The 23,720-nt window shown below is 67.8% G+C and carries 23 protein-coding genes; 16 read left to right on the top strand and 7 right to left on the bottom strand.

Annotated elements, in window-relative coordinates; genetic code table 11:
- Positions 1-9 precede the first annotated feature (9 nt).
- Positions 10-525: a DoxX family protein gene (locus V4U86_RS05955; RefSeq protein WP_395310365.1), complete on the top strand. Its 516-nt coding sequence runs from the start codon at positions 10-12 to the stop codon at positions 523-525.
- An 89-nt stretch (positions 526-614) separates the two neighbouring features.
- Complete coding sequence (locus V4U86_RS05960; protein ID WP_395310366.1) at positions 615-2,378, top strand: DUF3556 domain-containing protein; 1,764 nt, start codon at positions 615-617, stop codon at positions 2,376-2,378.
- Positions 2,379-2,414: 36 nt separating this feature from the next.
- Here the strand turns inward: V4U86_RS05960 and V4U86_RS05965 are convergent, their stop codons facing one another.
- Positions 2,415-3,212, bottom strand: coding sequence for a FadR/GntR family transcriptional regulator (locus V4U86_RS05965; protein WP_395310367.1), 798 nt, complete (start codon positions 3,210-3,212; stop codon positions 2,415-2,417).
- Positions 3,213-3,429: 217 nt separating this feature from the next.
- Here V4U86_RS05965 and V4U86_RS05970 point away from each other — a divergent pair, with 217 nt between their 5' ends.
- The 4 genes from V4U86_RS05970 to V4U86_RS05985 all read left to right on the top strand — a co-directional run bounded on the left by V4U86_RS05970 (position 3,430) and on the right by V4U86_RS05985 (position 7,665).
- Complete coding sequence (locus tag V4U86_RS05970; protein WP_395310368.1) at positions 3,430-4,587, top strand: thiolase family protein; 1,158 nt, start codon at positions 3,430-3,432, stop codon at positions 4,585-4,587.
- Between the two features lie 20 nt (positions 4,588-4,607).
- Positions 4,608-5,435: an enoyl-CoA hydratase-related protein gene (locus V4U86_RS05975; protein WP_395310369.1), complete on the top strand. Its 828-nt coding sequence runs from the start codon at positions 4,608-4,610 to the stop codon at positions 5,433-5,435.
- A 15-nt stretch (positions 5,436-5,450) separates the two neighbouring features.
- Positions 5,451-6,593 carry an acyl-CoA dehydrogenase family protein gene (locus V4U86_RS05980; RefSeq protein WP_395310370.1) on the top strand — a complete coding sequence of 381 codons (1,143 nt, stop codon included), beginning with the start codon at positions 5,451-5,453 and terminating at the stop codon, positions 6,591-6,593.
- A gap of 100 nt (positions 6,594-6,693) precedes the next feature.
- The gene (locus tag V4U86_RS05985) at positions 6,694-7,665 is read left to right on the top strand and encodes an IS481 family transposase (RefSeq protein ID WP_395310371.1); all 972 of its coding nucleotides are present in this window, start codon (positions 6,694-6,696) and stop codon (positions 7,663-7,665) included.
- Between the two features lie 147 nt (positions 7,666-7,812).
- Here V4U86_RS05985 and V4U86_RS05990 read toward each other — a convergent pair whose 3' ends face one another.
- Both V4U86_RS05990 and V4U86_RS05995 read right to left on the bottom strand, forming a co-directional pair.
- The gene (locus tag V4U86_RS05990; RefSeq protein ID WP_395310372.1) at positions 7,813-8,583 is read right to left on the bottom strand and encodes a fasciclin domain-containing protein; all 771 of its coding nucleotides are present in this window, start codon (positions 8,581-8,583) and stop codon (positions 7,813-7,815) included.
- A gap of 166 nt (positions 8,584-8,749) precedes the next feature.
- Positions 8,750-10,009, bottom strand: coding sequence for an MFS transporter (locus tag V4U86_RS05995; RefSeq protein WP_395310373.1), 1,260 nt, complete (start codon positions 10,007-10,009; stop codon positions 8,750-8,752).
- A gap of 81 nt (positions 10,010-10,090) precedes the next feature.
- Between V4U86_RS05995 and V4U86_RS06000 the strand changes: the two genes are divergently transcribed.
- Genes V4U86_RS06000 through V4U86_RS06015 form a run of 4 tightly spaced genes read left to right on the top strand, consistent with a single transcriptional unit; the run spans position 10,091 to position 13,444 of the window.
- Entirely contained in the window at positions 10,091-11,059 is a 969-nt protein-coding gene (locus tag V4U86_RS06000) for a GlxA family transcriptional regulator (RefSeq protein ID WP_395311924.1), read from the top strand.
- A 5-nt stretch (positions 11,060-11,064) separates the two neighbouring features.
- The gene (locus tag V4U86_RS06005) at positions 11,065-11,586 is read left to right on the top strand and encodes a gamma carbonic anhydrase family protein (RefSeq protein ID WP_395310374.1); all 522 of its coding nucleotides are present in this window, start codon (positions 11,065-11,067) and stop codon (positions 11,584-11,586) included.
- A gap of 38 nt (positions 11,587-11,624) precedes the next feature.
- Positions 11,625-12,752, top strand: coding sequence for an NAD(P)H-binding protein (locus tag V4U86_RS06010; protein ID WP_395310375.1), 1,128 nt, complete (start codon positions 11,625-11,627; stop codon positions 12,750-12,752).
- On the top strand, positions 12,749-13,444 hold the full coding sequence (locus tag V4U86_RS06015) for a CPBP family intramembrane glutamic endopeptidase (protein ID WP_395310376.1): 696 nt from the start codon (positions 12,749-12,751) through the stop codon (positions 13,442-13,444). Before V4U86_RS06010 ends, V4U86_RS06015 begins: the two co-directional genes overlap by 4 nt.
- Positions 13,445-13,453: 9 nt before the next feature.
- On the opposite strand, the gene tet(V) is transcribed toward V4U86_RS06015, so the two are convergent.
- Entirely contained in the window at positions 13,454-14,719 is a 1,266-nt protein-coding gene (tet(V), locus tag V4U86_RS06020) for a tetracycline efflux MFS transporter Tet(V) (protein ID WP_395310377.1), read from the bottom strand.
- A 66-nt stretch (positions 14,720-14,785) separates the two neighbouring features.
- Positions 14,786-15,580 (bottom strand): enoyl-CoA hydratase, encoded by a 795-nt coding sequence (locus V4U86_RS06025; RefSeq protein WP_395310378.1) that lies wholly within the window; start codon positions 15,578-15,580, stop codon positions 14,786-14,788.
- A gap of 133 nt (positions 15,581-15,713) precedes the next feature.
- On the opposite strand from V4U86_RS06025, the gene V4U86_RS06030 reads away from it, so the two are divergent.
- Genes V4U86_RS06030 through V4U86_RS06040 form a run of 3 tightly spaced genes read left to right on the top strand, consistent with a single transcriptional unit; the run spans position 15,714 to position 18,635 of the window.
- Positions 15,714-16,796 (top strand): CaiB/BaiF CoA transferase family protein, encoded by a 1,083-nt coding sequence (locus tag V4U86_RS06030; protein WP_395310379.1) that lies wholly within the window; start codon positions 15,714-15,716, stop codon positions 16,794-16,796.
- A gap of 39 nt (positions 16,797-16,835) precedes the next feature.
- Entirely contained in the window at positions 16,836-17,591 is a 756-nt protein-coding gene (locus tag V4U86_RS06035; RefSeq protein ID WP_395310380.1) for a 3-hydroxyacyl-CoA dehydrogenase, read from the top strand.
- A 42-nt stretch (positions 17,592-17,633) separates the two neighbouring features.
- Positions 17,634-18,635 (top strand): NAD(P)H-dependent flavin oxidoreductase, encoded by a 1,002-nt coding sequence (locus V4U86_RS06040; RefSeq protein ID WP_395310381.1) that lies wholly within the window; start codon positions 17,634-17,636, stop codon positions 18,633-18,635.
- A 120-nt stretch (positions 18,636-18,755) separates the two neighbouring features.
- Here V4U86_RS06040 and V4U86_RS06045 read toward each other — a convergent pair whose 3' ends face one another.
- Complete coding sequence (locus tag V4U86_RS06045) at positions 18,756-18,878, bottom strand: hypothetical protein (protein WP_087026186.1); 123 nt, start codon at positions 18,876-18,878, stop codon at positions 18,756-18,758.
- A gap of 526 nt (positions 18,879-19,404) precedes the next feature.
- Here V4U86_RS06045 and V4U86_RS06050 point away from each other — a divergent pair.
- From V4U86_RS06050 to V4U86_RS06060, 3 genes are read left to right on the top strand one after another with little or no spacing between them, the layout of a single operon-like run.
- Positions 19,405-21,678, top strand: coding sequence for an MMPL family transporter (locus V4U86_RS06050; protein WP_395310382.1), 2,274 nt, complete (start codon positions 19,405-19,407; stop codon positions 21,676-21,678).
- Position 21,679: 1 nt separating this feature from the next.
- Positions 21,680-22,366, top strand: a complete 687-nt coding sequence (locus V4U86_RS06055; RefSeq protein ID WP_395310383.1) for a TetR/AcrR family transcriptional regulator — start codon at positions 21,680-21,682, stop codon at positions 22,364-22,366.
- On the top strand, positions 22,363-22,995 hold the full coding sequence (locus tag V4U86_RS06060) for a class I SAM-dependent methyltransferase (protein WP_395310384.1): 633 nt from the start codon (positions 22,363-22,365) through the stop codon (positions 22,993-22,995). Before V4U86_RS06055 ends, V4U86_RS06060 begins: the two co-directional genes overlap by 4 nt.
- On the opposite strand, the gene V4U86_RS06065 is transcribed toward V4U86_RS06060, so the two are convergent.
- Complete coding sequence (locus tag V4U86_RS06065) at positions 22,996-23,709, bottom strand: NAD-dependent deacylase (RefSeq protein WP_395310385.1); 714 nt, start codon at positions 23,707-23,709, stop codon at positions 22,996-22,998.
- Positions 23,710-23,720 lie beyond the last annotated feature (11 nt).

Below are 23,720 nucleotides of genomic sequence, written 5' to 3' on the forward strand. Positions count from 1 at the left end.
TTCTGTTACGTGGCTTCTGATACTGCGATCCTGATATTGCGTGTCGTCCTCGGCCTGACCATGGCCGCGCACGGCTACAACAAGTTCTTCGGCGGCGGGCGTATCCCGGGAACCGCGGGTTGGTTCGACAGCATCGGCATGAAGCCGGGTCTGTTCCACGCCCGCGTCGCGGCGAGCACCGAGATCGCCGCCGGACTCGGGCTGGCCCTCGGCCTGCTGACGCCCGTCCCGGCCGCCGGATTCGTGGCGCTGATGCTGGTCGCCGCCTGGACGGTGCACCGGCACAACGGCTTCTTCATCGTCAAGGAGGGCTGGGAGTACAACCTCGTGCTGGCGGTGGCCGCGGTGGCGATCGCCGGGACCGGCGCCGGCAGATACAGCCTGGATCACCTGCTGTTCTCCGGAACCGATGCGGCGCAGTGGCTGTCGGGCTGGTGCGGGCTGGCGATCGCGGCGGGCCTGGGCCTGCTCGGCGGTATCGGGCAGCTGGTCATCTTCTTCCGCCCACCGGTCAAGACCTCGTGACCCCAGCCCGCGACGCATTTCCACTCCGAAATGCGGCCATTCGCGACTGTTCGTCACAGCGGAACTGGAACACGTTCTAGTCTTACGTCATGGGCTTCCTCAAGCAGAACACTCCGGTGATCGATTTCGAGGAGTGGAGCAAGGGCACCCGCGCCGAGAAGATCGTTCCGATGGCGCGGCACTGGGCCGAGGTCGGCTTCGGCACCCCGGTCGCACTGCACCTGTTCTACGTCGCGAAGATCCTTGCCTACATCGCGGTGGCATGGGTGTTGGTGCTGGCCACCACCGACGGCCTGGGCGGGTTCACCGAGGTCACCGCCTGGTACAACGAACCGATTTTCTACCAGAAGGTCGTGTTCTACACGATGCTGTTCGAGGTCGTCGGTCTGGGCTGCGGCTTCGGTCCGCTCAACAACCGGTTCTTCCCGCCGATGGGCTCCATCCTGTACTGGTTGCGGCCCAAGACGATTCGGCTGCCGCCCTGGCCCAACCGGATACCGCTGACCAAGGGTGACACCCGCGGCCCGGTTGACGTGGCGCTCTACGGCGCACTGCTGGTCATGCTGGTCGTCGCCCTGTTCTCCCAGGGGGCCGGACCCATCCCGGCGCTCGGCACCGAGGTCGGCGTGCTGCCGGTCTGGCAGACCGCCACCATCCTCGGGCTGCTGGCGCTGGCCGGTCTGCGGGACAAGGTGATCTTCCTGGCCGCGCGCGGCGAGGTGTACGGCTCGCTGGCGGTCTGCTTCCTGTTCAGCGGCGCCGACATCATCCTCGCCGCGAAGTTCGTCTGCCTGGTGATCTGGCTGGGGGCGGCGACGTCCAAGCTGAACAAGCACTTCCCGTTCGTCATCTCCACCATGATGAGCAACAACCCGGTCTTCCGGTCGCCGGCCATCAAGCGAAAGTTCTTCGAACGCTTCCCCGAGGATCTGCGCCCCGGCCGCCCGTCCCGGTTCATCGGGCACTTCTCCACCGCCGTCGAGGGTCTGGTGCCGCTGGTGCTGTTCTTCAGTCACGGCGGCACCGTCGGCGCCATTGCGGCCGCCATCATGCTGATCTTCCATTTCGGCATCTTGAGCTCCATCCCGATGGGCGTCCCGCTGGAATGGAACGTGTTCATGATGTTCAGCGTGCTGGCGCTGTTCGTCGGGCACCCCGGCATCGGCCTCGGGGACCTGTCCAGTCCGTGGCCGGTGCTGCTGCTGGTGGTGCTCGCCGGCACCGTCGTGCTGGGAAACCTCTTCCCGCGCAAGATCTCCTTCCTGCCCGGCATGCGGTACTACGCCGGGAACTGGGACACCTCGCTGTGGTGCATCAAGCCGTCCGCGGAGGCCAAGATCGCCGAGGGCATCGTGGCGATCGCGAGCATGCCTGCCGCGCAGCTGGAGAAGTTCTACGGCAGCAAGGAGGCCGCACAGATCCCGATGTACATGGGATACGCGTTCCGGTCCTTCAACACCCACGGCCGGGCGTTGTTCACCCTGGCGCACCGGGCGATGGCCGGGCAGAACGAGGACGACTACACCCTCACCGACGGGGAGCGCATCGTGTCCACCGCGATCGGATGGAACTTCGGCGACGGGCACATGAGCAACGAGCAGCTGGTCGCCGCGCTGCAGTCGCGCTGCCATTTCGAACCGGGGGAGGTGCGCATCGTGATGCTCGACGCGCAGCCGATCCACCGGCAGACCCAGCAGTACCGGTTGGTCGACGCCGCGACCGGGGAGTTCGAGCGCGGCCATGTGAAGGTGGCCGATATGGTGACCCGCCAGCCGTGGGATGACACGGTGCCGGTGCACGACGTCCAGACGTCGTCGACGCTGCGTCCCGGGCGGGAAAGTGCGAGTGGCTGACGCCGCCGGCGCAGAGTCAACGGAAAAACGGCGGCGTCAGAGCATGACGTCGCGGACCTTGACGGTCTCCAGGCCCTTCAGCAGCAGTTCGCGTGCGGTGTCCAGGTGCTTGCGCCAGTGCGCCTCGGCCGCCGCGCCGTCCCCCGAGCGCATCAACGTCATGAGTCGCTTGTAGGACCGCATGAGCAGTTCGTAGTCGGACTTGGACAGCGGCCGGTTCTCCTTCATGGCGAAGGCGGTGTGCCGCACCGTGATCTCGTGCAGCATGCCGGCCATGATGGTCAGCGTCGCATTGCCCGACAGCTCGACCATGCGCTGGTGGAAATCGCCGGTGGTCTCGGCCATCCGGCCGGTCTCCCGCCCGGACGGCACATAGTCGGCGATCATCGCGTCGAGTTCGTCATAGGCTTCGGTGTTGCCGGACTCGGTGAGCAGCCGGACGGCCATCGGCTCGATACCCGAGCGTGCGGTCATCACGTCGGCGATGGTCGCCCCGGACAGTTCCAGCAGCAGGCCGGCCGGGCGGGCCACGATCTCCGGCCCCGGCACCCGCACCCGCGCGCCGGTGCGGGAACCGCGGCGCACCTCGACCAGGCGTTCGGACTCCAGCACCCGCACGGCCTCGCGCAGCGTCGGCCGGCTCACACCGAAGTGCGCCATCAACTCGGCCTCGTTGGGCAGGAAGTCGCCCTCCTTGAGTTGGCCGTCGACCACCATCCGGCGCAGGGTGCCGGCCACCAGTTCCGCGGTCTTGGGAGACCGGATGGGCGCTCCGGCAGCCGCCGGGACGGCACTGCGTCCGATCATCGGCGAGAGCGGGGTACTGCCGGCCACCGTGCGACTCCTCGTGAATAATCTGACTTAGGTATTCAACTCAGTAAACCATGTGGGGGTACCCGGCGCGTGCACCTGCGATGCTCTTCTCTCCACCAACCAGTAGGTTGACCTAGTAAACCTTCTGTTCTACCTTCACTTATATCGTTCTCTCGGATCGTTCACATCGATAAAGCGACATCAGCAGTACGCCAATACACCTTCGAAGGAGAAGTTCATGGCTGAAGCGGTCATCGTCGAGGCAGTGCGCTCGGCCGTAGGCAAGCGCAACGGCGCCCTGGCGGGTATCCACCCGGCCGAGCTGTCGGCGCAGGTCCTCAACGGCCTGGTCGAGCGCGCCGGCGTCGACCCCGCCCTCGTCGACGACGTCATCTGGGGCTGCGTCATGCAGGCCGGGGAGCAGGCGCTCGACATCGCCCGCACCGCAGTGCTGTCGGCCGGCTGGCCCGAGACCGTCCCGGGTGTGACCGTGGACCGCCAGTGCGGTTCCAGCCAGCAGTCGCTGCACTTCGCGGTCGCCGGCGTGGTGGCCGGCCACTACGACGTCGTCGTGGCCGGTGGCGTCGAGTCGATGTCGCGCACCCCGATGGGCTCCTCGCTGGCCAACGGCGGCAACCCCTACGGTGAGTCGTTCAAGGCCCGCTACGCGCAGACCCCGAACCAGGGCGTGGGTGCGGAGATGATCGCCGAGCAGTGGGGCCTGTCCCGGACCCAGCTCGACGAGTTCTCCCTGCGTTCGCATGAGAAGGCCGCCGCCGCACAGGATTCGGGCGCCTTCAAGGATCAGATCGTGGGCATCAAGACCCAGGACGCCGACGGCAACGACACCGTCGTGCTCGAAGACGGTGGCATCCGCCGTGGCGGCACCGTGGAGTCGATGGCCAAGATCAAGCCGGCCTTCAAGGAAGACGGTGTGATCCACGCCGGCAACTCCAGCCAGATCTCCGACGGTTCGGCCGCGCTGCTGATCATGTCCGCCGAGAAGGCCAAGGACCTGGGCCTCAAGCCGCTGGCCAAGGTGCACACCGCGGTGCTCGCCGGCGCCGACCCGGTCATCATGCTGACCGCGCCGATCCCGGCCACCCAGAAGGCCCTGGCCAAGTCCGGCCTGAGCGTCGACCAGATCGGTGCCTTCGAGGTCAACGAGGCCTTCGCCCCGGTCCCGATGGCGTGGCTGAAGGACATCGGCGCCGACGAGGCCAAGCTGAACCCCAACGGCGGCGCGATCGCCCTGGGCCACCCGCTCGGCGGCTCCGGTGCGCGCATCCTGACCACGCTGCTGTACCACATGCGGGACAACAACATTCAGTACGGCCTGCAGACCATGTGTGAAGGTGGCGGCCAGGCCAACGCGACCATCCTCGAGCTTCTGTGAGCACCGAGGCGGTAACCCCTGTGCCCGACGGCTCGACTCCTCCCCCGTCGTCGTCTTCGGTCGGCGCTCTCACCGAGCGCCGGGGCAGGGACGGTGGCGTACTGGTCATCACGATCAACCGGCCCGAGGCCCGCAACGCGGTCAACGCGTCGGTGTCCATCGGTGTCGGTGACGCATTGGCGGCCGCGCAGGACGACCCGGACATCCGGGCCATCGTGCTGACCGGAGCCGGGGACAAGTCATTCTGCGCGGGCGCCGACCTCAAGGCGATCTCCCGCGGCGAGAACCTCTTTCACCCGGACCACCCGGAGTGGGGTTTCGCCGGCTACGTGCGGCATTTCGTCGACAAGCCGACGATCGCCGCGGTCAACGGCACCGCCCTCGGTGGCGGTACCGAACTGGCGTTGGCCAGTGACCTGGTGGTCGCCGAGGAGCGCGCGAAATTCGGTCTGCCCGAAGTGAAGCGCGGGCTGATCGCCGGCGCGGGCGGGGTGTTCCGCATCGTGCAGCAGCTGCCGCAGAAGCTGGCCCTGGAGCTGGTGTACACCGGCGAACCGCTGTCCTCGGCGGACGCGCTCAAATGGGGCCTGATCAACAAGGTGGTGCCGGACGGCACCGTCCTGGACGCGGCCCTGGAGCTTGCCGAACGCATTGCGGTCAACGCGCCGTTGGCCGTTCGCGCCAGCAAGCGGGTGTCCTACGGTGCGATCGACGGCGTCGTCGCCGCCGACGAGCCGTTCTGGAAGCAGACCTTCAGCGAGTTCTCGACGCTGCTGAAGACCGAGGACGCCATGGAAGGGCCACTGGCCTTCGCGCAGAAGCGCGAACCGGTCTGGAAAGCAAAGTAAGGAACCAAGCAGTCAATGAAGAGAACGATCTACGAAGCGGAGCACGAGGCGTTCCGCCAGACCGTCAAGGACTACATCGAGCGTGAGCTCGTGCCCAACTCGGAGAAGTGGGAGACCGAGCGCCTGGTCGACCGGTCCGCGTACACCGCGGCCGGCAAGTACGGGCTCATCGGCTTCAACATGCCCGAGGAGTTCGGCGGCGGCGGCTCGGACGACTTCCGGTTCAACGCCATCATCGACGAGGAGATCGCCAAGGCCGGTGTGCACGGCCCGGCGCTCAGCCTGCACAACGACGTCGTCGCTCCGTACTTCAACGAGCTGTCCAACGACGAGCAGAAGCAGCGCTGGATGCCGGGCATCACCAGCGGCGAGCTGATCATCGCGATCGCGATGACCGAGCCCGGCGCCGGTAGCGACCTGGCGGGCATCCGCACCTCGGCGGTGCGCGACGGTGACGACTGGATCATCAACGGGTCCAAGACCTTCATCTCCTCGGGCATCAACTGCGACCTGTGCGTCGTGGTGGCCCGCACGGACCCGGAAGCCGGCCACAAGGGCTTCACCCTGTTCGTGGTGGAGCGCGGTATGGAGGGCTTCACCCGGGGCCGCAAGCTCGACAAGATGGGCCTGCACAGCCAGGACACCTCCGAGTTGCACTTCGAGAACGTCCGGGTGCCGAACAAGAACCTGCTCGGCAAGGAAGGTCGCGGGTTCTACCACCTGATGACCAACCTGCCCTCGGAGCGGCTGTCGATCGCCATCTCGGCGATCGCCGGTGCCCGCGCCGTGTGGGAAGAGACGCTGCAGTACGCCAAGGACCGCAAGGCCTTCGGCCAGCCGATCGGCAGCTTCCAGCACAACCGGTTCCTGCTCGCCGAGATGGAGACCGAGCTGGACGTCACCGAGAACTACATTGACCGCTGCCTGCAGGGCGTGGTCGACGGTGAGCTGACCGCCGTCGAGGCGGCCAAGGCCAAGTGGTTCGCCACCGAGACCGCCAAGAAGATCATCGACCAGTGCGTGCAGCTGCACGGCGGCTACGGCTACATGCTGGAGTACCGCGTGGCGCGCGCCTACGTCGACGGCCGCATCCAGACGATCTTCGGTGGCACCACCGAGATCATGAAGGAGATCATCGGGCGCAACCTGGGCGTCTAGGTGTTGTGACCTTGGAGGTTGTTGACGGCGTGGCGGCTTGAAATGGGGAGGACCTCCTGACGGAGTGGATGTGTCTGGCATCTATCCGTAGGAGGTCCTCGTGTCTCACGTTAACGCCCGCACCAACCTGTTCGCACGTCGCTTGATCGTGGAGCGTGTCGCCGCGGGCTGGCCGCCAGCTCATGTCGCTGAACAACTGGGCATTTCGCGGGCCACGGTCTATAAGTGGCTGCGCCGCCATCGAGAGGGCGGTGAGGAGGCGTTGGCCGACCGGTCCTCGCGTCCGCACCGGATGCCGACGCGCACCAGTGCACACGTCGAGCGCACAGTGCTCAGAGCTCGGCAACGCCGCAAGCGCGGCGCGGTCGTGCTGGCCGCCGAGCTCGGGATGCACGCCTCGACGGTAGGCCGGATCTTGGCGCGCCATCAGGTGCCGCACTTGAGTGCGATCGACCCGATCACGGGGCAGCCGGTGCGCTCGTCGCGGCGCAGCCCCAACCGCTATGAGTACCGCACCCCAGGAGCAATGGTCCACGTCGATGTCAAAAAGTTGGGACGCATCCCCAAAGGTGGCGGGTGGCGCCTGCACGGCCGCGACGCGAAGGTGTCAGTTGCCAACCGGCACAAGAAGACCAAGATCGGCTATGACTATGTGCACACCGCGATCGATGACCGCACCAGGCTGGCATACAGCGAAGTACTGCCCGACGAGAAAGACCTCACGTGCGCAGGATTCTTGCACCGAGCGATGGTGTGGTTCGCCGGCCACGGTGTGCGGGTGCGGCGGCTGCTGACGGACAACGCTTTGGTCTACCGGCGCGGCACCAATTGGGGCTGGGTGTGCACGGCCTGGGGACTGCGACGCAGGTTCATCAAGCCCGGCTGCCCCTGGACCAACGGGAAAGCCGAGCGTTTCAACCGGACCCTGCTCAATGAATGGGCCTACGCCCGACCCTGGACCTCCAGCAGCGTCCGCAAACGAGCACTTGACCGATTCCTGCGCCGATACAACACTCAACGAGGCCACTCCGCCCTCGGCGGGAAACCACCCATCACCAGACTCGCCGCCTGACAACAACGTGTCAGGTCACAACATCTAGTCGGCACCGCCGACGTGGCGTCCAGTCGGCGCCGCCGACGTGGCGTCCAGCCCCACCGACAAGAGAACGGCGCCCACTCCGCGAGGAGTGGGCGCCGTTTTCGTATTCGGACGAAAGGATCAGCCCGCCGGGGCCGGCGCCGTCGTGGTGACGGGGCTCTCGGCGGCCGCCGCTCCGGGCTCGGCGGTCTCGGTGACGGTCACGGTCTCCGAGGCCTCGGAGGGCTCGGTCGTCTCGGTGGCCGTGGCGCTGGTGCTGGTGCCGGTCGCCGAGATGGGGTCCGGCGCGTTGTTGGGGTCGAGCACCGTGTCCAGCATGTAGATCCGCATGTGGTCGGAGGCGATGCCGCCGCAGACGACCTTGGCGTCGTTGACGGTGATGTCGCCGCCGCTGCCCTTCACCGCGACCGGCTTGCCCTGCTGGGTGTTGAAGGTGCCCTCGATGTCATCGGGACCCAGGATGCCCAGCGCCATGTGGTAGTAGACCAGCGCGGTCATCGCGACCGGATCGGTCTTGAGCGTCTCCAGCTCTTCGGGCGACAGCTTCGCGAACGCCTCGTTGGTCGGCGCGAACACCACATACGGCCCGTTGTCGAGCACCGCGGCGACGTTCACCGCCGGGTTGAGCTGGCCGGAGACGGCCTGCGAGAAGGTCGAGATCTCCGGGATGCTCGCCAGCGCGACCGACGACTGGGCCTTCTGCAGGCCGGCCAGTGAACCCGGGCCCGAGGGCACGGCCTTCACGGTGGCGTCACAGGCCGGGCCCTGGGGTTCGGCGATCGGCGACGTCGGCGTTTCGGGTTCGGCGTGGGCCACGACGGTCGTCCCTGCGACCATGATGGCCGCGGACGCGACCGCGACGCCGAAGAGTTTGCCGGTGCGAGCGTGCACTTGTTTTCCTCCCGCTCATGACTGGGTGATGGTTACCTCAGCTGGTCGGCGCGCATCAGCGGGGACGCGGCTGACCGATGTGTTCAAGCCTGTTGATGCCTCGGCGTCCCCGCGGCGCCGGTTGAATCGTATGCGGCCTGGTGAGCCCAGCCAAATGTCGGCCTGGTCACCCGACCGGCGCGGGTGCCGGCCGGCGGACGCCCGCGCACAGCAGCGCGGCTCCGAAGCACAGCCCGGCCGCGAGGTAAAACGCCAGGTCATAGCTGCCCTGCAGGTCCCGGATCCAGCCGGCGCCGGCAGCCGCGACCGCGGCGCCGAGCTGGTGGGACGCGAAGACCCAGCCGAACACGACCGGCGAGCGGGTGCCGAAGAAGTCCCGGCACAGCACGATCGTCGGCGGCACGGTGGCCACCCAGTCCAGCCCGTAGAAGATGATGAACACCCAGGTGCCCGGCTCGGCGTGCGGGGACAGCAGTGCGGGCAACAGCAGCAGCGAGATGCCGCGCCCGGCGTAGTAGACGCACAGCAGCAGCCGGGGATCGACCCGGTCGGTGAGCCAGCCGGAGAACACCGTGCCGGCCACATCGAGAATCCCGATGGTTGCCAGCAGCCCGGCGGCCAGTGTGGTCGGCATGCCGTGGTCGTTGGCCGCCGGGATGAAATGCGTGCCGATCAGGCCGTTGGTGGTCATCCCGCAGATCGCGAAGCTCGCCGCGAGCAGCCAGAACGGCCGCGAACGCAGCCCGATGAGCAGCCCGTCGAAGGCGGCCCGGAAAGTTCCGGTCGGCAGCTCGGCCACCACATCGGTGTCGGCGCCATACGCGGTCAAGCCGAGGTCGCGGGGATGGTTGCGCATGAATGCTGCGACCAGCGGCACCACCGCCAGCGCCGCGGCCGCCACGATGAGCGACGCCCAACGCCAGCCGTGCCGGGTGGTCACCTCGGCCACCACCGGCAGGAAAATCAGCTGGCCGGTGGCGCTCGCCGCCGTCAGTACCCCGGTGACCAGGCCGCGACGCGACTCGAACCACCGGGTGGCCACCGTCGCGACGAACCCCATCGAGATGGCCCCGGTGCCGACGCCGACCAGTACGCCCCACAGCAGGATCAGCTGCCAGTCGGCGGTCATCACGACGCTCAGCGCCGATCCGGAAGCGATCAGCAGCAACGCACCGGACAGCACCGGCCGCACGCCGAACCGGTCCATCAGCGCGGCGGCGAACGGCGCGGTGACGCCGTAGAGCGTCATGTTGACGGCCATCGCGAGACCGACCGTGCCGTGCGACCAGCCGAACTCCTGGTGCAGGGGATTCATCATGACGCCGGGCACCGACCGGAACGCGGCCGCGCCGAGGATCGCCACGAAGCTGACGCCGGCGATCACCCAGGCCCAGTGCAGTCGTCCGGGGGCGCGCAGAACTGTCATGCGTGGAGTCTTGCGGCCGTCCCTGGGCCACGCCAAGTGGCATGAATGACAGCACTCGTCAAAAACATGCCAAACTGGGGTATGCATCGGGTGGCCGTCCTGCTCCTGCCGCCGGTGGTGGGGTTCGACGCCACCATCGCGCCGATGCTGTTCGGCAGTGCCGCCGACGAGCACGGCACAGCGCTGTACGAGGTGAGCACCTGTGCCGTGACGGCCGGACCGGTGCCGGCCACCACCGGTTTCGCGATGCTCCCGGTCGCCGGGGCGCAGGCGCTGGCGCACGCCGACACCGTCGTCATCCCGGGCACCCGCTATCCGCCGGCCCGCGTGGACGGGGTCCTGGAACCCGAGGTGATCGCGGCTCTGGAGACGATCCGGCCCGGCACCCGGCTGGTGTCCATCTGCACCGGGGCGTTCGTGCTCGCGGCCGCCGGGGTGCTGGACGGCCGCCCGGCCACCACCCACTGGCGGCATGCCGAGGCGCTGCGAACGATGTACCCGCGCGTCCGCGTCGACGAGAACGTGCTGTTCGTCGACGACGGTGACGTGCTCACCTCGGCGGGTCTGGCGGCCGGGATCGATCTGTGCCTGCACATCATCCGGTCCGACCACGGTGCCCAGGTGGCCAACGACGTGGCCCGGTACTGCGTGGTGCCGCCGTGGCGGGAGGGCGGGCAGGCCCAGTTCATCGACCATCACGTGCCGGTGGCCGACCTGGCCTCCACCGCCGCCACCCGGCAGTGGGCCCTGGCTCATCTCGACGAGGAACTGACGGTGCAGGCGCTGGCCCGGCACGCCCACCTGAGCGTGCGCACCTTCAACCGTCGGTTCCGCGCGGAAACCGGTGAGGCGCCGGGAAGTTGGATCCGCAACCGCCGTCTGGACCGGGCCAGAGAGTTGCTCGAATCGCGGGATCTGTCCATCGACGAGGTGGCCCGGTTGTCCGGATTGGGGACCGGCGGGAACCTGCGGCACCACCTGCGTCGCGGGGTCGGGATGTCGCCGACGAGTTACCGCAAGGTGTATCAGGGTGTTCAGCGTCGGGTCTGACTACGATGACGGCCATGCCTGAACCGCTGATCATCCCCATCCAGGGCCGCGCTCCCGCACTGCACGCCGAATCCTGGGTTGCGCCCAACGCCGGCGTGATCGGTCAGGTCACCCTCGCCGCGAAAGCCAGTGTCTGGTACGGCGCCACCCTGCGGGCGGAGTTCGAACCCATCGAGATCGGTGTCGGCTCCAACCTGCAGGACGGGGTCACCGCGCACGTCGATCCGGGTTTCCCGTTGCGCGTGGGATCCAACGTCAGCGTCGGGCACAACGCGGTGCTGCACGGCTGCACCATCGAGGACGGTTGCCTGATCGGCATGGGCGCGGTCGTGCTCAACGGCGCGGTGATCGGCGCGGGTTCGCTGGTCGGGGCCGGTGCGGTGGTCCCGCAGGGCGCGGTCATCCCACCCGGATCGCTGGTGGCCGGGGTGCCGGGCAAGGTCCGTCGCGAGTTGAGCGACGAAGAGAAAGCCCACAACATCGTGAATGCGCAGGTCTACCAGGGGCTCATCGAACTGCACCGGTAGCCCGGTTTCAGCGGCTGACTGCTGGGTACGCATGCGCTATGCGAATCCTGTTGACCGGTGCCACCGGCTATATCGGCTCGCGGCTGGTCACCGAACTCCTCGCAGCAGGTCATCAGGTGGTGGTGACCAGCCGGGATCCGGGGCGGCTCGCCGACTACGGCTGGTTCGGCGACGTCACCGCCGTGTCGATGGATGCCCGCGAAAGCGATTCCACCGCAGCCGCTTTCGAGGCGGCAGGTCAGGTCGACGTGGTGTACTACCTACTGCACGGAATCGGGGACCCGGGTTTCCGGGAATCGGACAACCGCGCCGCGCGCAATGTCGCGGAGGCGGCACGTGCCGGCGGGGTGCGGCGCATCGTCTACCTTGGCGGGTTCGTGCCCGGCGCCGACACCTTGTCCGATCATCTGGCCGGTCGTGCCGAGGTGGCCGAGGCGCTGCACGTCGACGGCGGACCGGAGGTCGTCTGGCTGGGCGCGGCGCTGATCATCGGTGCGGGATCGACCTCCTTCGAGATCCTCCGCTACGTCAGCGACCGCTTCCCGGTCCTGCCGCTGCCCTCATGGATGTCCAATCCGATCGACCCGATATCGATCCGCGATGTCCTGCACTATCTGGTCGCCGCGGCCGATCCCGAGCTGGTGCCCGCCGGTTCGTACGACATCAGCGGGCCGGAGACCACCACCTACCGCGACCTGCTGCTGACATATGCCCGGCTCAGCGGCAACCGGCAGTTCGAGGTCCCGGTCGGTGGAGTGCCGACCGCGCTGGTGAGCCTCCTGTCGGCGGCCGTGCTGCCGGTGCCCGGCGGGCTGACCGCGGATCTGACTGCCTCCCTGGACTATCCGATGACCGCCAACGATGACGGCCTGCGCGGTTTGGTGCCGGACCCCGAGGGCGGGTTGCTCACGGTGCAGGATGCCATGCTGCGTGCACTCGCCATGCATCCGCGCCGGCCGGTGAACAAGCTCGCCGACTCGCATCATCTCGCCGATACCGACCCGGACTGGGCGGGCGGTGACGTGGCCAGGATCCGCCAGCTCACACCGTGGATCGCCCGCCCCGCGCTGGGCATGCTCGCACCCCTTCCGGGGCCGGCCAAGGCGGCGGTGCGCACCGGGCTCGATGTGTTGGCCGATCTGGCAGCGAAGGTGGATCCACGTTGAGTGATCCGGTGTTGACGCAGCCGTGGTGGCGGACCCAGGCCGTCGGCGTGTCCGAACCTCCGTCGGTGGTACGCAGACGCCGTATCACCGTCGCGGTGGTTCTGGTGATCGGCGCTGTCCTGCTGGGCCTTTCACTCACCCGGTCGCCGGGCGACGCATCGTTCTACTGGCTCACGCTGGCCATGGCCGCGGTCTGGATCGGAGGTGGGATCCTTTCGGGCCCATTGCAGTTGGGCACGGTGCGGTACGCGGGGCAGGAGCGGTCGCCGGCGCTGGCCGGCACCGCCGTCGGCCTGATCTTGGCCGCCGCCTTCGTGGCCGGCGCCCTGGTGGCCCGGGAGATCCCGGGCGTCCGTGAATACATCACCGATGTACTGCTTTTCGCGAACCAGGGCGCGTTGTCGCTGGTCGTCTTCATCACGGTGATCAACGGTATCGCCGAGGAGGTGTTCTTCCGTGGCGCGCTGTACACCGCGCTGGGCACCTTCTATCCGGCTATCGTGTCGACGGTCATCTACATCTTCACCACGCTGGCCTCCGGCAACCCGATGCTCGGTTTTGCGGCGGTGTTGCTCGGTGCGGTGTGTGCCTACGAACGTCGGGTCACCGGCGGGGTGTTGGCACCCATGTTGACCCACTTCTGGTGGGGACTGGCGATGGTGCTGGTCCTGCCGCCCCTGTTCGGGGTCTGACCGGTCGGGTCACCGCACGTCGAGCGGATGCTCGATCTCGTCGCGGAACATGCGTGCCGCGAGATAGGCGATCAGCCCGAGCAGTACCGGCCCGACTCCCGCGATCAGGAAGATCGTCTCGATCGGGATCACCTTGGCCAGCGGCCCGGCCAACGCCATCGACACCGGCATGAACACCAGGGAGACGAAGAAGTCCAGGCTGGAGACCCGGCCCAGCATCTGCGGCGGAACCCGGCGCTGCAGCAGGGTGCCCCAGATGACCATGGCCGCACCGCTGGTCACGCCGATGACGAAGGACGCCGTGGCCATCAGCAGAAACGACGAGGTGTATCCGAGCGTGACGATCGGCAGATTGCCGACACACCAGCACGACATCAGCACCGTCATGTAGCGGCGCGGCAGACGCCAGGAGGACACCGCCAGCGCACCCACCGCGCCCCCGGCGCCGAAGGCCGCCAGCACGAAACCGAAGGTCCGTTCCCCATGCTCGAAGCGCGCGTTGGTGATGAAGGGCAGCAGCACTTCGATCGGCCCCATGATCAGCAGCACGAAACCACTGGCGAACAACAACGTGGCCAGCAGCCACGGGGTGCGCACCATGAACCGGAATCCCTCACGCAGATCGGTGAGCACCCGCGCCTTGACGTGCTCGGTCTCCGGACGTTGCACGACGGGGCGGGTCGCGATCAACAGTGTCAGCCCGATGCCGTAGAGCGTTGCGCAGATGACCGCGCCGACGGTGGGGAAGGTGGCCCCGATCAGCAGACCGGCGACGGCCGGCCCGACGGCCTGCTGCAGCGTCGGGCGCAGCACACCCTCAATACCGTTGGCCGCCAACAACTGTTCCGGTGGCAACAACCGGGGCAGGTAGGCGCTGTAAGCCGGGAAGAAGAACGCCGCCGCGATGCCGAGCGCCGCGGAGGCGGCCGCCATATGCCACAGCTGCAGCGACCCGAGCAGGCCGAGCACCGCGACCGCGCCGACCGCGACGGTGTTCACCGTCTCCACGACGATGATGATGCGGCGCTGCGGAAAGCGGTCGGCCGCAATGCCTCCGACCAGAACGAAGGCGACCAGACCGGCGGCCAGGCAGGTGGCCACCAGCGACAGCGCGGTCGGGTCGTTGCTGATCGCGATGACCTGCAGCGCCATCACCACGGTCCACATGCCGGTGGCGAAGATCGACAGCGCCACCGCGGCGATCAACAGCCGGTAGTCGCGAAACTTGAACGGCGCGAGTACCCGCCAGCCGGAACCATCCACTTGGGTACTCACAGATAGATGGTCGCCGACAAGATCGGCTCAGTCCACCGAATTTCGTGGCCGCGACCGGGAATCCGGTCAGTGGTCGCTGAAGTCGGCCTGGCGGCCTTCCTGGAATGCCTTGGTGCCCTCGGCGAAATCGGGGGAGGTCAACAGGATCAGCTGGCCTTCGCGCTCGCGGGCGATGGCCGCCTCGAGTTCGGTGAGGGTGGCGTCGTTGATGGCCTGCTTGGTCTTGCGCAGCGACACGGCCGGCCCGCCCGACAGCGTGCCGATCACCTTGGCGGCGGCCTCATCCAATTCCTCGGGCTTGTGAACCGAGGTGACCAGACCCCAGTCGTAGGCCTCGGCCGCGGTGATCCGCTCGGCCAGCAGCGCCATCCGCTGGGCGCGGATCCGGCCGACCGCCGCGGCGATCAACGCCGAGGCGCCACCGTCGGGCATCAGACCGATCTTGGTGAAGGCGAGCATGAAAAACGCCTTCTCCGAAGCGAGCACCACATCGCAGGCGGTCGCCAGGGACACGCCGACACCGGCGGCCGGGCCCTGCACCACCGCCACGATCGGCTTGGGCAGCGCGACGATGGAGCGCACCGCGTCGTTGGCGGCGTCGAGCACGACCTCGGGGCCGTTGACGCTCTTGGCGGAGACATCCTCGGCGCTGATGCCGGCGCCGGAGCAGAAACCGCGGCCGGCACCGGCGAGCTTCACGACGCGGACCTCGGGGTCGGTGGCGGCCTGGGTGAGCGCCTCGGCGATCCCGGTCAACATCGCCGCGGACAGGGAATTCAGCGATTCCGGCCGGTTCAGGGTCACCGACAACACGCCATCGGAGAGTTCCACGGTCAACTGGTCGATGCTGCGATACGTCATCTGTACGCCCTCAGGTTCGGCGGGTAAGTTTGGCCCGCGGCCGGTCGACTTGGTTATACAAGTAAGCTATGTCACCGGTCAACCGGTTGGTGTTCTCCGACACCGCGGCGTTCAACGATGAAGGACGGAAGCAATGGCGGGACCTCTACAAGGTTTGCGAGTCGTCGAACTGGCCGGTATCGGCCCCGGCCCGCACGCGGCGATGATCCTGGGCGATCTGGGCGCCGACGTGGTGCGCATCGAGCGCCCGACGGCCAAGGACGGCGCGGTGCGCGACCCGATGCTGCGCAACCGGCGTTCGGTGACCGCGGACCTGAAGTCCGATGAGGGCCGGGCTCTGGTGCTGAAGCTCGTCGAGAAGGCCGACGTGCTCATCGAGGGCTTCCGGCCCGGTGTCACCGAACGGCTCGGGCTGGGCCCGCAGGACTGCGTCAAGGTCAACGAGAAGCTGGTCTACGCGCGGATGACCGGTTGGGGCCAGGAGGGCCCGCGCGCCCAGCAGGCCGGCCACGACATCAACTACATCTCGCTCAACGGTGTGCTGCACGCGGTCGGGCGCAAGGGTGAGAAGCCGGTGCCGCCGCTGAACCTGGCCGGCGACTTCGGCGGTGGGTCGATGTTCCTGCTGCTCGGCATCCTCTCCGCGCTGTGGGAGCGGCAGACCTCGGGCAAGGGCCAGGTCGTCGACGCGGCAATGATCGACGGATCCTCGGTACTGGTCCAGATGATGTGGGCGTTCCGCGCCCAGGGCGTCTGGTCCGACGAGCGCGGCACCAACATGCTCGACACCGGCGCGCCCTACTACGACACCTACGAGACCTCCGACGGCAAGTACTTCGCGATCGGGTCGATCGAACCGCAGTTCTATGCCGAACTGCTGGAGAAACTGGGCCTGGACGCGGCGTCGCTACCGGCCCAGAACGACATCAGCCGCTGGGAAGAACTGCGGACCACCTTCACCGAGGTGTTCAAGACCAAGACCCGCGACGAGTGGGCGCAGGTCTTCGCGGGCTCGGATGCGTGCGCCACACCGGTGCTCGCCTTCGGCGAGGTACTCACCGAACCGCACGTGACCGAGCGCTCCACCTTCTACGAGACCGCGCACGGCCTGCAGCCGATGCCCGCCCCGCGGTTCTCGCGCAGCGTTCCGGATGTCCCGTCGGCCCCGCCGTCGGTCGGCGCCGACAACGAAGCCGTCCTCAAAGACTGGGCCTGAGAGCCCCGAGATCCAACATCCAGAAAGGAAGCACAGCACGTGGAAATCAAGGATTCGGTAGCGGTCGTCACCGGCGGGGCCTCGGGCCTCGGTCTGGCGACCACCAAGCGCCTGCTCGACGCGGGCGCCTCGGTCGTCGTCATCGACCTCAAGGGTGAGGAAGCCGTCGCCGAGCTGGGCGAGCGTGCCAAGTTCGTCGCCGCCAACGTCACCGACGAGGACGCGGTCAGCAAGGCCCTCGATGTGGCCGAGTCGCTCGGCTCGGTGCGCATCAACGTCAACTGCGCCGGCATCGGCAACGCGATCAAGACCCTCGGCAAGGAAGGCCCGTTCCCGCTGGACGGTTTCCGCAAGGTGGTCGAGGTCAACCTGATCGGCACGTTCAACGTGCTGCGGCTGGCCGCGGAGCGGATCGCCAAGACCGAACCGCTGGCGGGTGAGGAGCGCGGGGTCATCATCAACACCGCCTCGGTCGCCGCGTTCGACGGCCAGATCGGCCAGGCCGCCTACTCGGCGTCCAAGGGCGGGGTGGTCGGGTTGACCCTGCCGGTGGCGCGCGATCTGTCGCGCAGCCTGATCCGCGTGGTCACCATCGCCCCGGGCCTGTTCAAGACCCCGCTGCTGGGCTCGCTGCCCGAAGAGGCGCAGAAGTCGCTGGGGCAGCAGGTCCCACATCCGGCCCGCCTCGGCGACCCGGACGAGTACGGTGCACTTGCCGTGCACATCGTGGAAAACCCGATGCTCAACGGCGAGGTCATCCGGCTGGATGGCGCTATCCGTATGGCTCCGCGCTGAGCGCTTGCGCGAAGCGCCGACAGATTCAGTTAAGGAGACGATATGTCTTTGGTAACCAAGTTCACCGAGGCCTTCGGTGTCGAGCATCCGATCGCCCAGGGCGGTATGCAGTGGGTCGGTCGCGCCGAACTCGTTGCGGCCGTCGCAGAGGCTGGGGGCTTAGGTTTTATTACCGCGCTGACCCAGCCGACCCCGGCCGATCTTGCCAACGAGATCGCCCGCACCCGGGATCTGACCGACAAGCCGTTCGGGGTCAACCTGACCATCCTGCCGTCGATCAACCCGCCGCCGTATGACGAGTACCGCCAGGTGATCGTCGACTCTGGCATCAAGATCGTCGAGACCGCGGGCTCCAACCCCGGTCCGCATCTGCCGATGTTCCATGACAACGGCATCAAGGTGCTGCACAAGTGCACCTCGGTGCGCCACGCGGTGAAGGCCCAGACCCTCGGGGTGGACGGCATCAGCATCGACGGCTTCGAATGCGCCGGGCATCCCGGCGAGGACGATGTCCCGGGCCTGGTGTTGATCCCGGCCGCGGCCAAGGAGATCGAGATCCCGATGATCGCCTCGGGCGGTTTCGGTGACGCGCGCGGTCTGGTCGCCGCGCTGGCGCTGGGCGCCGACGGCATCAACATGGGCACCCGCTTCATGTGCACCGTGGAGTCCTGCATCCATCAGAACGTCAAGGAAGCCATCGTGGCCGGCGACGAGCGCGGCACCGAGCTGATCTTCCGCAGCCTGCACAACACCGCGCGGGTGGCCTCCAACGTCGTCTCGCGTGAGGTGGTGCAGATCCTCGCCGACGGCGGGCAGTTCGAGGACGTCAAGGATCTGGTGGCCGGCGTGCGTGGCCGCAAGGTGTTCGACGACGGCGACATCGACGCCGGCATCTGGACCGTGGGCACCGTGATGGGCCTGATCCACGACATCCCCACCTGCGACGAGCTCATCAGCCGCATCGTGGACGAGGCCGAGGACATCATCACCGGCCGGCTCGCGGACATGATCAACCTGGACGAGCCGGAGCAGGCCACCGCCTGATTCGTCCGTAGAGACAAAGACCGCCCGGTCGAGCCCACGAGGAAACTCGCGGAGTTCGATCGGGCGGTTCTCGTTCAGAGCCGCTGTAAGGCCGCGTAACGGCCTTCGGGGACGGTTGGGTCAGACCGCGGTGGCGAGGTCCGGGAACTGTTCTGAGGTGTCACCCTCGACCAGGACATCCCCGTGGTACAGGGCGTCGAAATCAACCTTGATGACATCTGCACTGGTGTCGTCGATCCACATGCCATGAACTGTATGACCGTCGATTAAGAGATCTTTGAGCCCAGGCTCGGAAATTCGTGGCAATTCTTACCGCCGGGTAGGTTTAGGCTGCTGGCGCAGTGGGGAAGCGGCCGCTGTGCTGTCGCGATTACCCCTTTGAACTGCGATTTTATCGCACGTTTCAGGCCGTTGCCGGGCGGCCGGAAGTTTGCCGGAACCTCCGGTTTCACCCGGACGCACAGCAAATTCTTACTGACGAGTAGGGGGCGAGCGGTCGATCGAGGTTCGCCGATGTGACGGAAGTTACCAATGGGGCTGTTGGTGCTTATGGGTCGTGGCCGCGCGGCGAGCGTGAACCCGCTGCGGTGAACGCCGGATGTTTCCCGCAGGGGTTGCACGCTCGGCGGGCCGAGGTCGGGTGTGTCGACCGCGGCGCGGACTGAACCGGCGGGGCGGTTCGCTCGTGTCAAGGGCGGTGTCCCAGCGTTGACGGCCTGACTTACCCTTGTTAACTTAACCTCGATACGACATCGGAGGGGAACCGCTCGTGCTGAACCGAATCGCCCGGCTCGCGATAGCCGCCCCGCGCCGGGTGCTGGCCGTCGCGGCGCTCATCATGGTCGCCGCGGCGATCTTCGGTATCCCGGTCGCCAAGACCCTCTCCGCGGGCGGCTTCCAGGACCCGACATCGGAGTCCGCGCAGGCCTCCGCACTGCTCACCGAGAAGTTCGACCAGGGCGATATGCAGCTGCTGATCACCGTCACCTCCGCGGACGGCGTGCACAGCCCGGCGGCTGCCGCGGCCGGCACCGACATCGTGGACCGGCTGCAACAGTCGCCGCACGTCGCGCAGGTCGTCTCGGCGTGGACGGCGCCACCACCGGCGGCCACCGAACTGATCAGCACCGACCAGAAGTCCGGCCTCATCGTCGCGGGCATCACCGGCGGCGAGAACGACGCGCAGAAGTATGCCAAGGCGCTCTCCGACGAACTGGTCCACGACCGGCCGGGCCTGACCATCCGCTCGGGCGGGACGGCGATGGTCTACGCGCAGATCAACGCCCAGACCGAGAAGGACCTGCTGCGCATGGAGGCCATCGCCATCCCGCTCAGCTTCCTGGTGCTGGTGTGGGTGTTCGGCGGTCTGGTCGCCGCGGCCGTACCGATGGCGGTCGGTGGGATGGCCATCCTCGGGTCGATGTCGGTGCTGCGGCTCATCACCTTCACCACCGACGTCTCGATCTTCGCGCTGAACCTGTCCATCGCGATGGGGCTGGCCCTGGCCATCGACTACACCCTGCTGATCATCAGCCGCTACCGCGACGAACTCGCCGACGGCGTCCCGCGGGAACGGGCCCTGATCCGCACCATGGCCACCGCCGGGCGGACCGTGGTGTTCTCCGCCACCACTGTCGCGCTGTCCATGGTGGCGATGCTGCTGTTCCCGATGTACTTCCTGAAATCCTTCGCCTACGCCGGGGTGGCCACCGTCGGCTTCGCGGCGCTGGCCGCCATCGTCGTCACCCCGGCGGCCATCTGGTTACTCGGCGACCGGATGGACGCGCTCAACGTGCGCCGGCTGTTCCGCAAGGCCGACGAGGAACCCAAACCCGTCGAGCAGCAGTTCTGGTACCGCTGGACGCATCGGGTGATGCGCCGCGCCGTCCCGCTCGGGCTGGCCGTGGTGACCCTGCTGCTGTTGCTGGGCGCGCCGTTCCTCGGCGTCAAATGGGGCTTCCCCGACGACCGGGTGCTGCCCGCGTCGGCGTCGGCGCACCAGGTCGGTGACCAACTGCGCAACGACTACGTGGACAACTCGGCGACCGCGGTGAGCGTCGTCGTCCCCGACGCGCACGGCCTGACTCCCGCCGACCTCGAGCGCTACGCCGCCGACCTGTCGAAGGTGCCGGCCGTGACCTCCGTGTCGGCACCCACCGGCACCTTCGTCGACGGCGCCAGGACCGGACCGCCGGTGGCGGCGACCGGCGTCGCCGACGGAAGCGCTTTCCTCACCGTCAGCAGCAACGCACCGCTGTTCTCCGACGCGTCGGAAAACCAGCTCGACGCCCTGCACGCGGTGGCCGTGCCGGGCGGGCACGACGTGCAGCTGACCGGGATCGCGCAGATCAACCGGGACAGCGTCGCGGCGATCACCGACCGGCTGCCGTGGGTGCTCGGATTGATCGCCATCATCACCTTCGGCCTGCTGTTCCTGCTCACCGGCAGCCTCGTGCTCCCCGTGAAAGCCATTGCCCTCAACATTCTTTCGTTGACGGCCGCGTTCGGGGCGCTGGTCTGGATCTTCCAGGAAGGCCACCTCTGGGCGCTGGGCACCACCCCGACCGGCACGCTGGTGGCCAACATGCCGGTGCTGCTGTTCTGCATCGCGTTCGGCCTGTCGATGGACTACGAGGTGTTCCTGCTGGCCCGGATCCGCGAGAATTGGCTGGCGCAGGCCGACAGGGCCGGATCGTCGGCCTACGCCGACAACGACGAGGCGGTGGCCCTCGGGCTGGCCCGCACCGGCCGGGTGATCACCGCCGCGGCGCTGGTCATGTCGATCTCGTTCGCGGCGCTGATCGCCGCGGAAGTGTCCTTCATGCGGATGTTCGGGGTCGGGCTCACGCTGGCGGTGCTGGTCGACGCCACCCTGGTACGGATGGTGCTGGTACCGGCCTTCATGCACCTGCTCGGCCGGTGGAACTGGTGGGCGCCGGCTCCGCTGGCCCGGCTGCATGCCCGGATCGGGATCAGCGAATCCGGTGACCCCGAGGCCGACCACCGGGACAAGCGGCCGGTGACGGCGGCGGACACTGGTTAGCGTGTCCCAGCCAGCACCCAGACGCCGCAGAGCCGCGCGGGGCTCCGGTGAGCAGCTGCGCGACGAGATCCTCGACGCGGCCACCGAGCTGCTGCTGGAGACCGGGCACGCCAAGGCGGTGGCGATCCGCGCCGTGGCACAACGGGTCGGGGTGACCTCACCGTCGATCTACCTGCATTTCGCCGACAAGGACGCGCTGCTGGACGCCGTCTGCGCCCGGTACTTCGAGCAGCTCGACGAGGAGATGCAGCGCGTCGCCGCCGAGCAGACCTCGACGATCGAGGTGCTGCGCGCACAGGGGCTGGCCTACGTGCGGTTCGCGCGGCAGACCCCCGAGCTGTACCGCATCGCCACCATGGGCGAGGGCCGGCCCGACAGCGACGTCGACATGACGCTGGCCAGTTCGGCATTCGTACACATGCGCGCCACGATCGAGCAGCTGATGGACGAGGGCGTCTACCCGCGTGGGGATTCCACGGCCGCCGCGCTGGAACTGTGGACCGCCGCGCACGGCGTCGCGGCGCTGCTGATCGCCAAGCCCTACCTGCCATGGGGAGACGCCGAAGAGTTCACCGACCGGGTGTTGCGGTCGATATGCTGTGGCCACATCGCCACCGGTTACATCGGGGCCGATCTGGCGCCCGCGGCGGCCGTCGAGAAACTCGCCAAACTCAAGGAACTGCAATGAGTGATTTCGTGGACAATCCCTTCTTCGCCCGGCTGTGGATCGCGCTGTCCGGGCACGAACCGGAATCGCTGCGCCGGCTGCGGGTGGCCAACGTGGCCGGCCTGACCGGCCGGGTGCTGGAGGTCGGTGCCGGAACCGGCACGAACTTCGCGCACTACCCGGCCGGTGTCACCGAGGTCGTCGCGCTGGAACCCGAGCGCCGACTCGCCGAGGTGGCGCGCAAGGCCGCCCGCACCGCGCCGGTGCCCGTGACTGTCAGTACCGCCGCGATCGAGGATTTCGAGGAAGACCAGTCCTTCGACGCCGTGGTGTGCTCGCTGGTGCTGTGCTCGGTCGAAGATCCCGAAAGCGTTGTGCGCCAGTTGTATTCGGTGCTCAAGCCGGGTGGCGAGCTGCGGTACCTGGAACATGTGGCCGGCGTCGGAGCGCGCGGGACGCTGCAGAAGGTGGCCGACGCGACGGTGTGGCCGCGGTTGCTCGGCAACTGCCACACCCACCGCAACACCGAAGCGTCGATCGCCGCGGCCGGTTTCTCAGTGGCCACGGCCCGGCGCGAACAGACCTTCCCGGCCTGGGTGCCGCTCCCGGTCACCGAGTTCGCGATCGGGCGCGCCGGCCGACCGGCGTAGTCAGCCCAGCAGCTTGGGCAGGCGCTGCAGCAGGTCGGGCAGCGCGGTCGCCGAGGATTCCCGCACCACCGCGGTGGCCGCCGCCGACAGCGGGGTTTCCTGCGGGTTCACCTCGATGACCGGGATGCCATTGGCCAGCGCGGCCTCCGGCAGACCCGCCGCCGGATAGACCACCGACGACGTGCCGACCACGATCACCACATCGGCCTTGGCCACGGCCTGCACCGAGGCATCCCAGGCGTCATCGGGCAGGCCTTCGCCGAACCACACCACATTGGGCCGGATCAGCCCACCGCACGAACAGCGCGGCGGATCGACGACCTCGACCGGTTCCGGCATGGCGGGAAGCTCGCCGGTGTACGGGGTCTGGCACCGGTCACAGCGGAACTCGAACAGGCTGCCGTGCAGGTGATACACCCGGCTGCTGCCGGCCCGCTCGTGCAGGTTGTCCACGTTCTGGGTGACGACGTGTACCTCGGCGTAGTCCTCCCAGGCCGCCACCGCCCGGTGGCCGGCGTTCGGGTCGACCGCGCCCATCATGTAGTGCCGCCACAGATACCAGGCCCACACCCGTTCCGGGTGCCGCTGCCAGCCGTCACTGCTGGAGATCTCGTAGGGATCGACGTGTGCCCACAGGCCGGTCTCGACATCGCGGAACGTGGGCACACCGCTCTCGGCGGACATGCCCGCACCGCTCAGCAACGTCACTCGCACCTGACCAAAAT

Source organism: Mycobacterium sp. AMU20-3851, assembly GCF_043974665.1.
GTDB lineage: Bacteria > Actinomycetota > Actinomycetes > Mycobacteriales > Mycobacteriaceae > Mycobacterium.

What these genes read in the sequence shown, in the direction of transcription:
- V4U86_RS05960 (WP_395310366.1), top strand. Translation starts at nt 615, where the DNA reads ATGGGCTTCCTCAAGCAGAACACTCCGGTGATCGATTTCGAGGAGTGG.
- V4U86_RS05970 (WP_395310368.1), top strand. Translation starts at nt 3,430, where the DNA reads ATGGCTGAAGCGGTCATCGTCGAGGCAGTGCGCTCGGCCGTAGGCAAG.
- V4U86_RS05980 (WP_395310370.1), top strand. Translation starts at nt 5,451, where the DNA reads ATGAAGAGAACGATCTACGAAGCGGAGCACGAGGCGTTCCGCCAGACC.
- V4U86_RS05995 (WP_395310373.1), bottom strand. Translation starts at nt 10,009, where the DNA reads ATGACAGTTCTGCGCGCCCCCGGACGACTGCACTGGGCCTGGGTGATC.
- V4U86_RS06000 (WP_395311924.1), top strand. Translation starts at nt 10,091, where the DNA reads ATGCATCGGGTGGCCGTCCTGCTCCTGCCGCCGGTGGTGGGGTTCGAC.
- V4U86_RS06005 (WP_395310374.1), top strand. Translation starts at nt 11,065, where the DNA reads ATGACGGCCATGCCTGAACCGCTGATCATCCCCATCCAGGGCCGCGCT.
- V4U86_RS06010 (WP_395310375.1), top strand. Translation starts at nt 11,625, where the DNA reads ATGCGAATCCTGTTGACCGGTGCCACCGGCTATATCGGCTCGCGGCTG.
- V4U86_RS06025 (WP_395310378.1), bottom strand. Translation starts at nt 15,580, where the DNA reads ATGACGTATCGCAGCATCGACCAGTTGACCGTGGAACTCTCCGATGGC.
- V4U86_RS06030 (WP_395310379.1), top strand. Translation starts at nt 15,714, where the DNA reads ATGGCGGGACCTCTACAAGGTTTGCGAGTCGTCGAACTGGCCGGTATC.
- V4U86_RS06040 (WP_395310381.1), top strand. Translation starts at nt 17,634, where the DNA reads ATGTCTTTGGTAACCAAGTTCACCGAGGCCTTCGGTGTCGAGCATCCG.
- V4U86_RS06045 (WP_087026186.1), bottom strand. Translation starts at nt 18,878, where the DNA reads ATGTGGATCGACGACACCAGTGCAGATGTCATCAAGGTTGATTTCGAC.
- V4U86_RS06060 (WP_395310384.1), top strand. Translation starts at nt 22,363, where the DNA reads ATGAGTGATTTCGTGGACAATCCCTTCTTCGCCCGGCTGTGGATCGCG.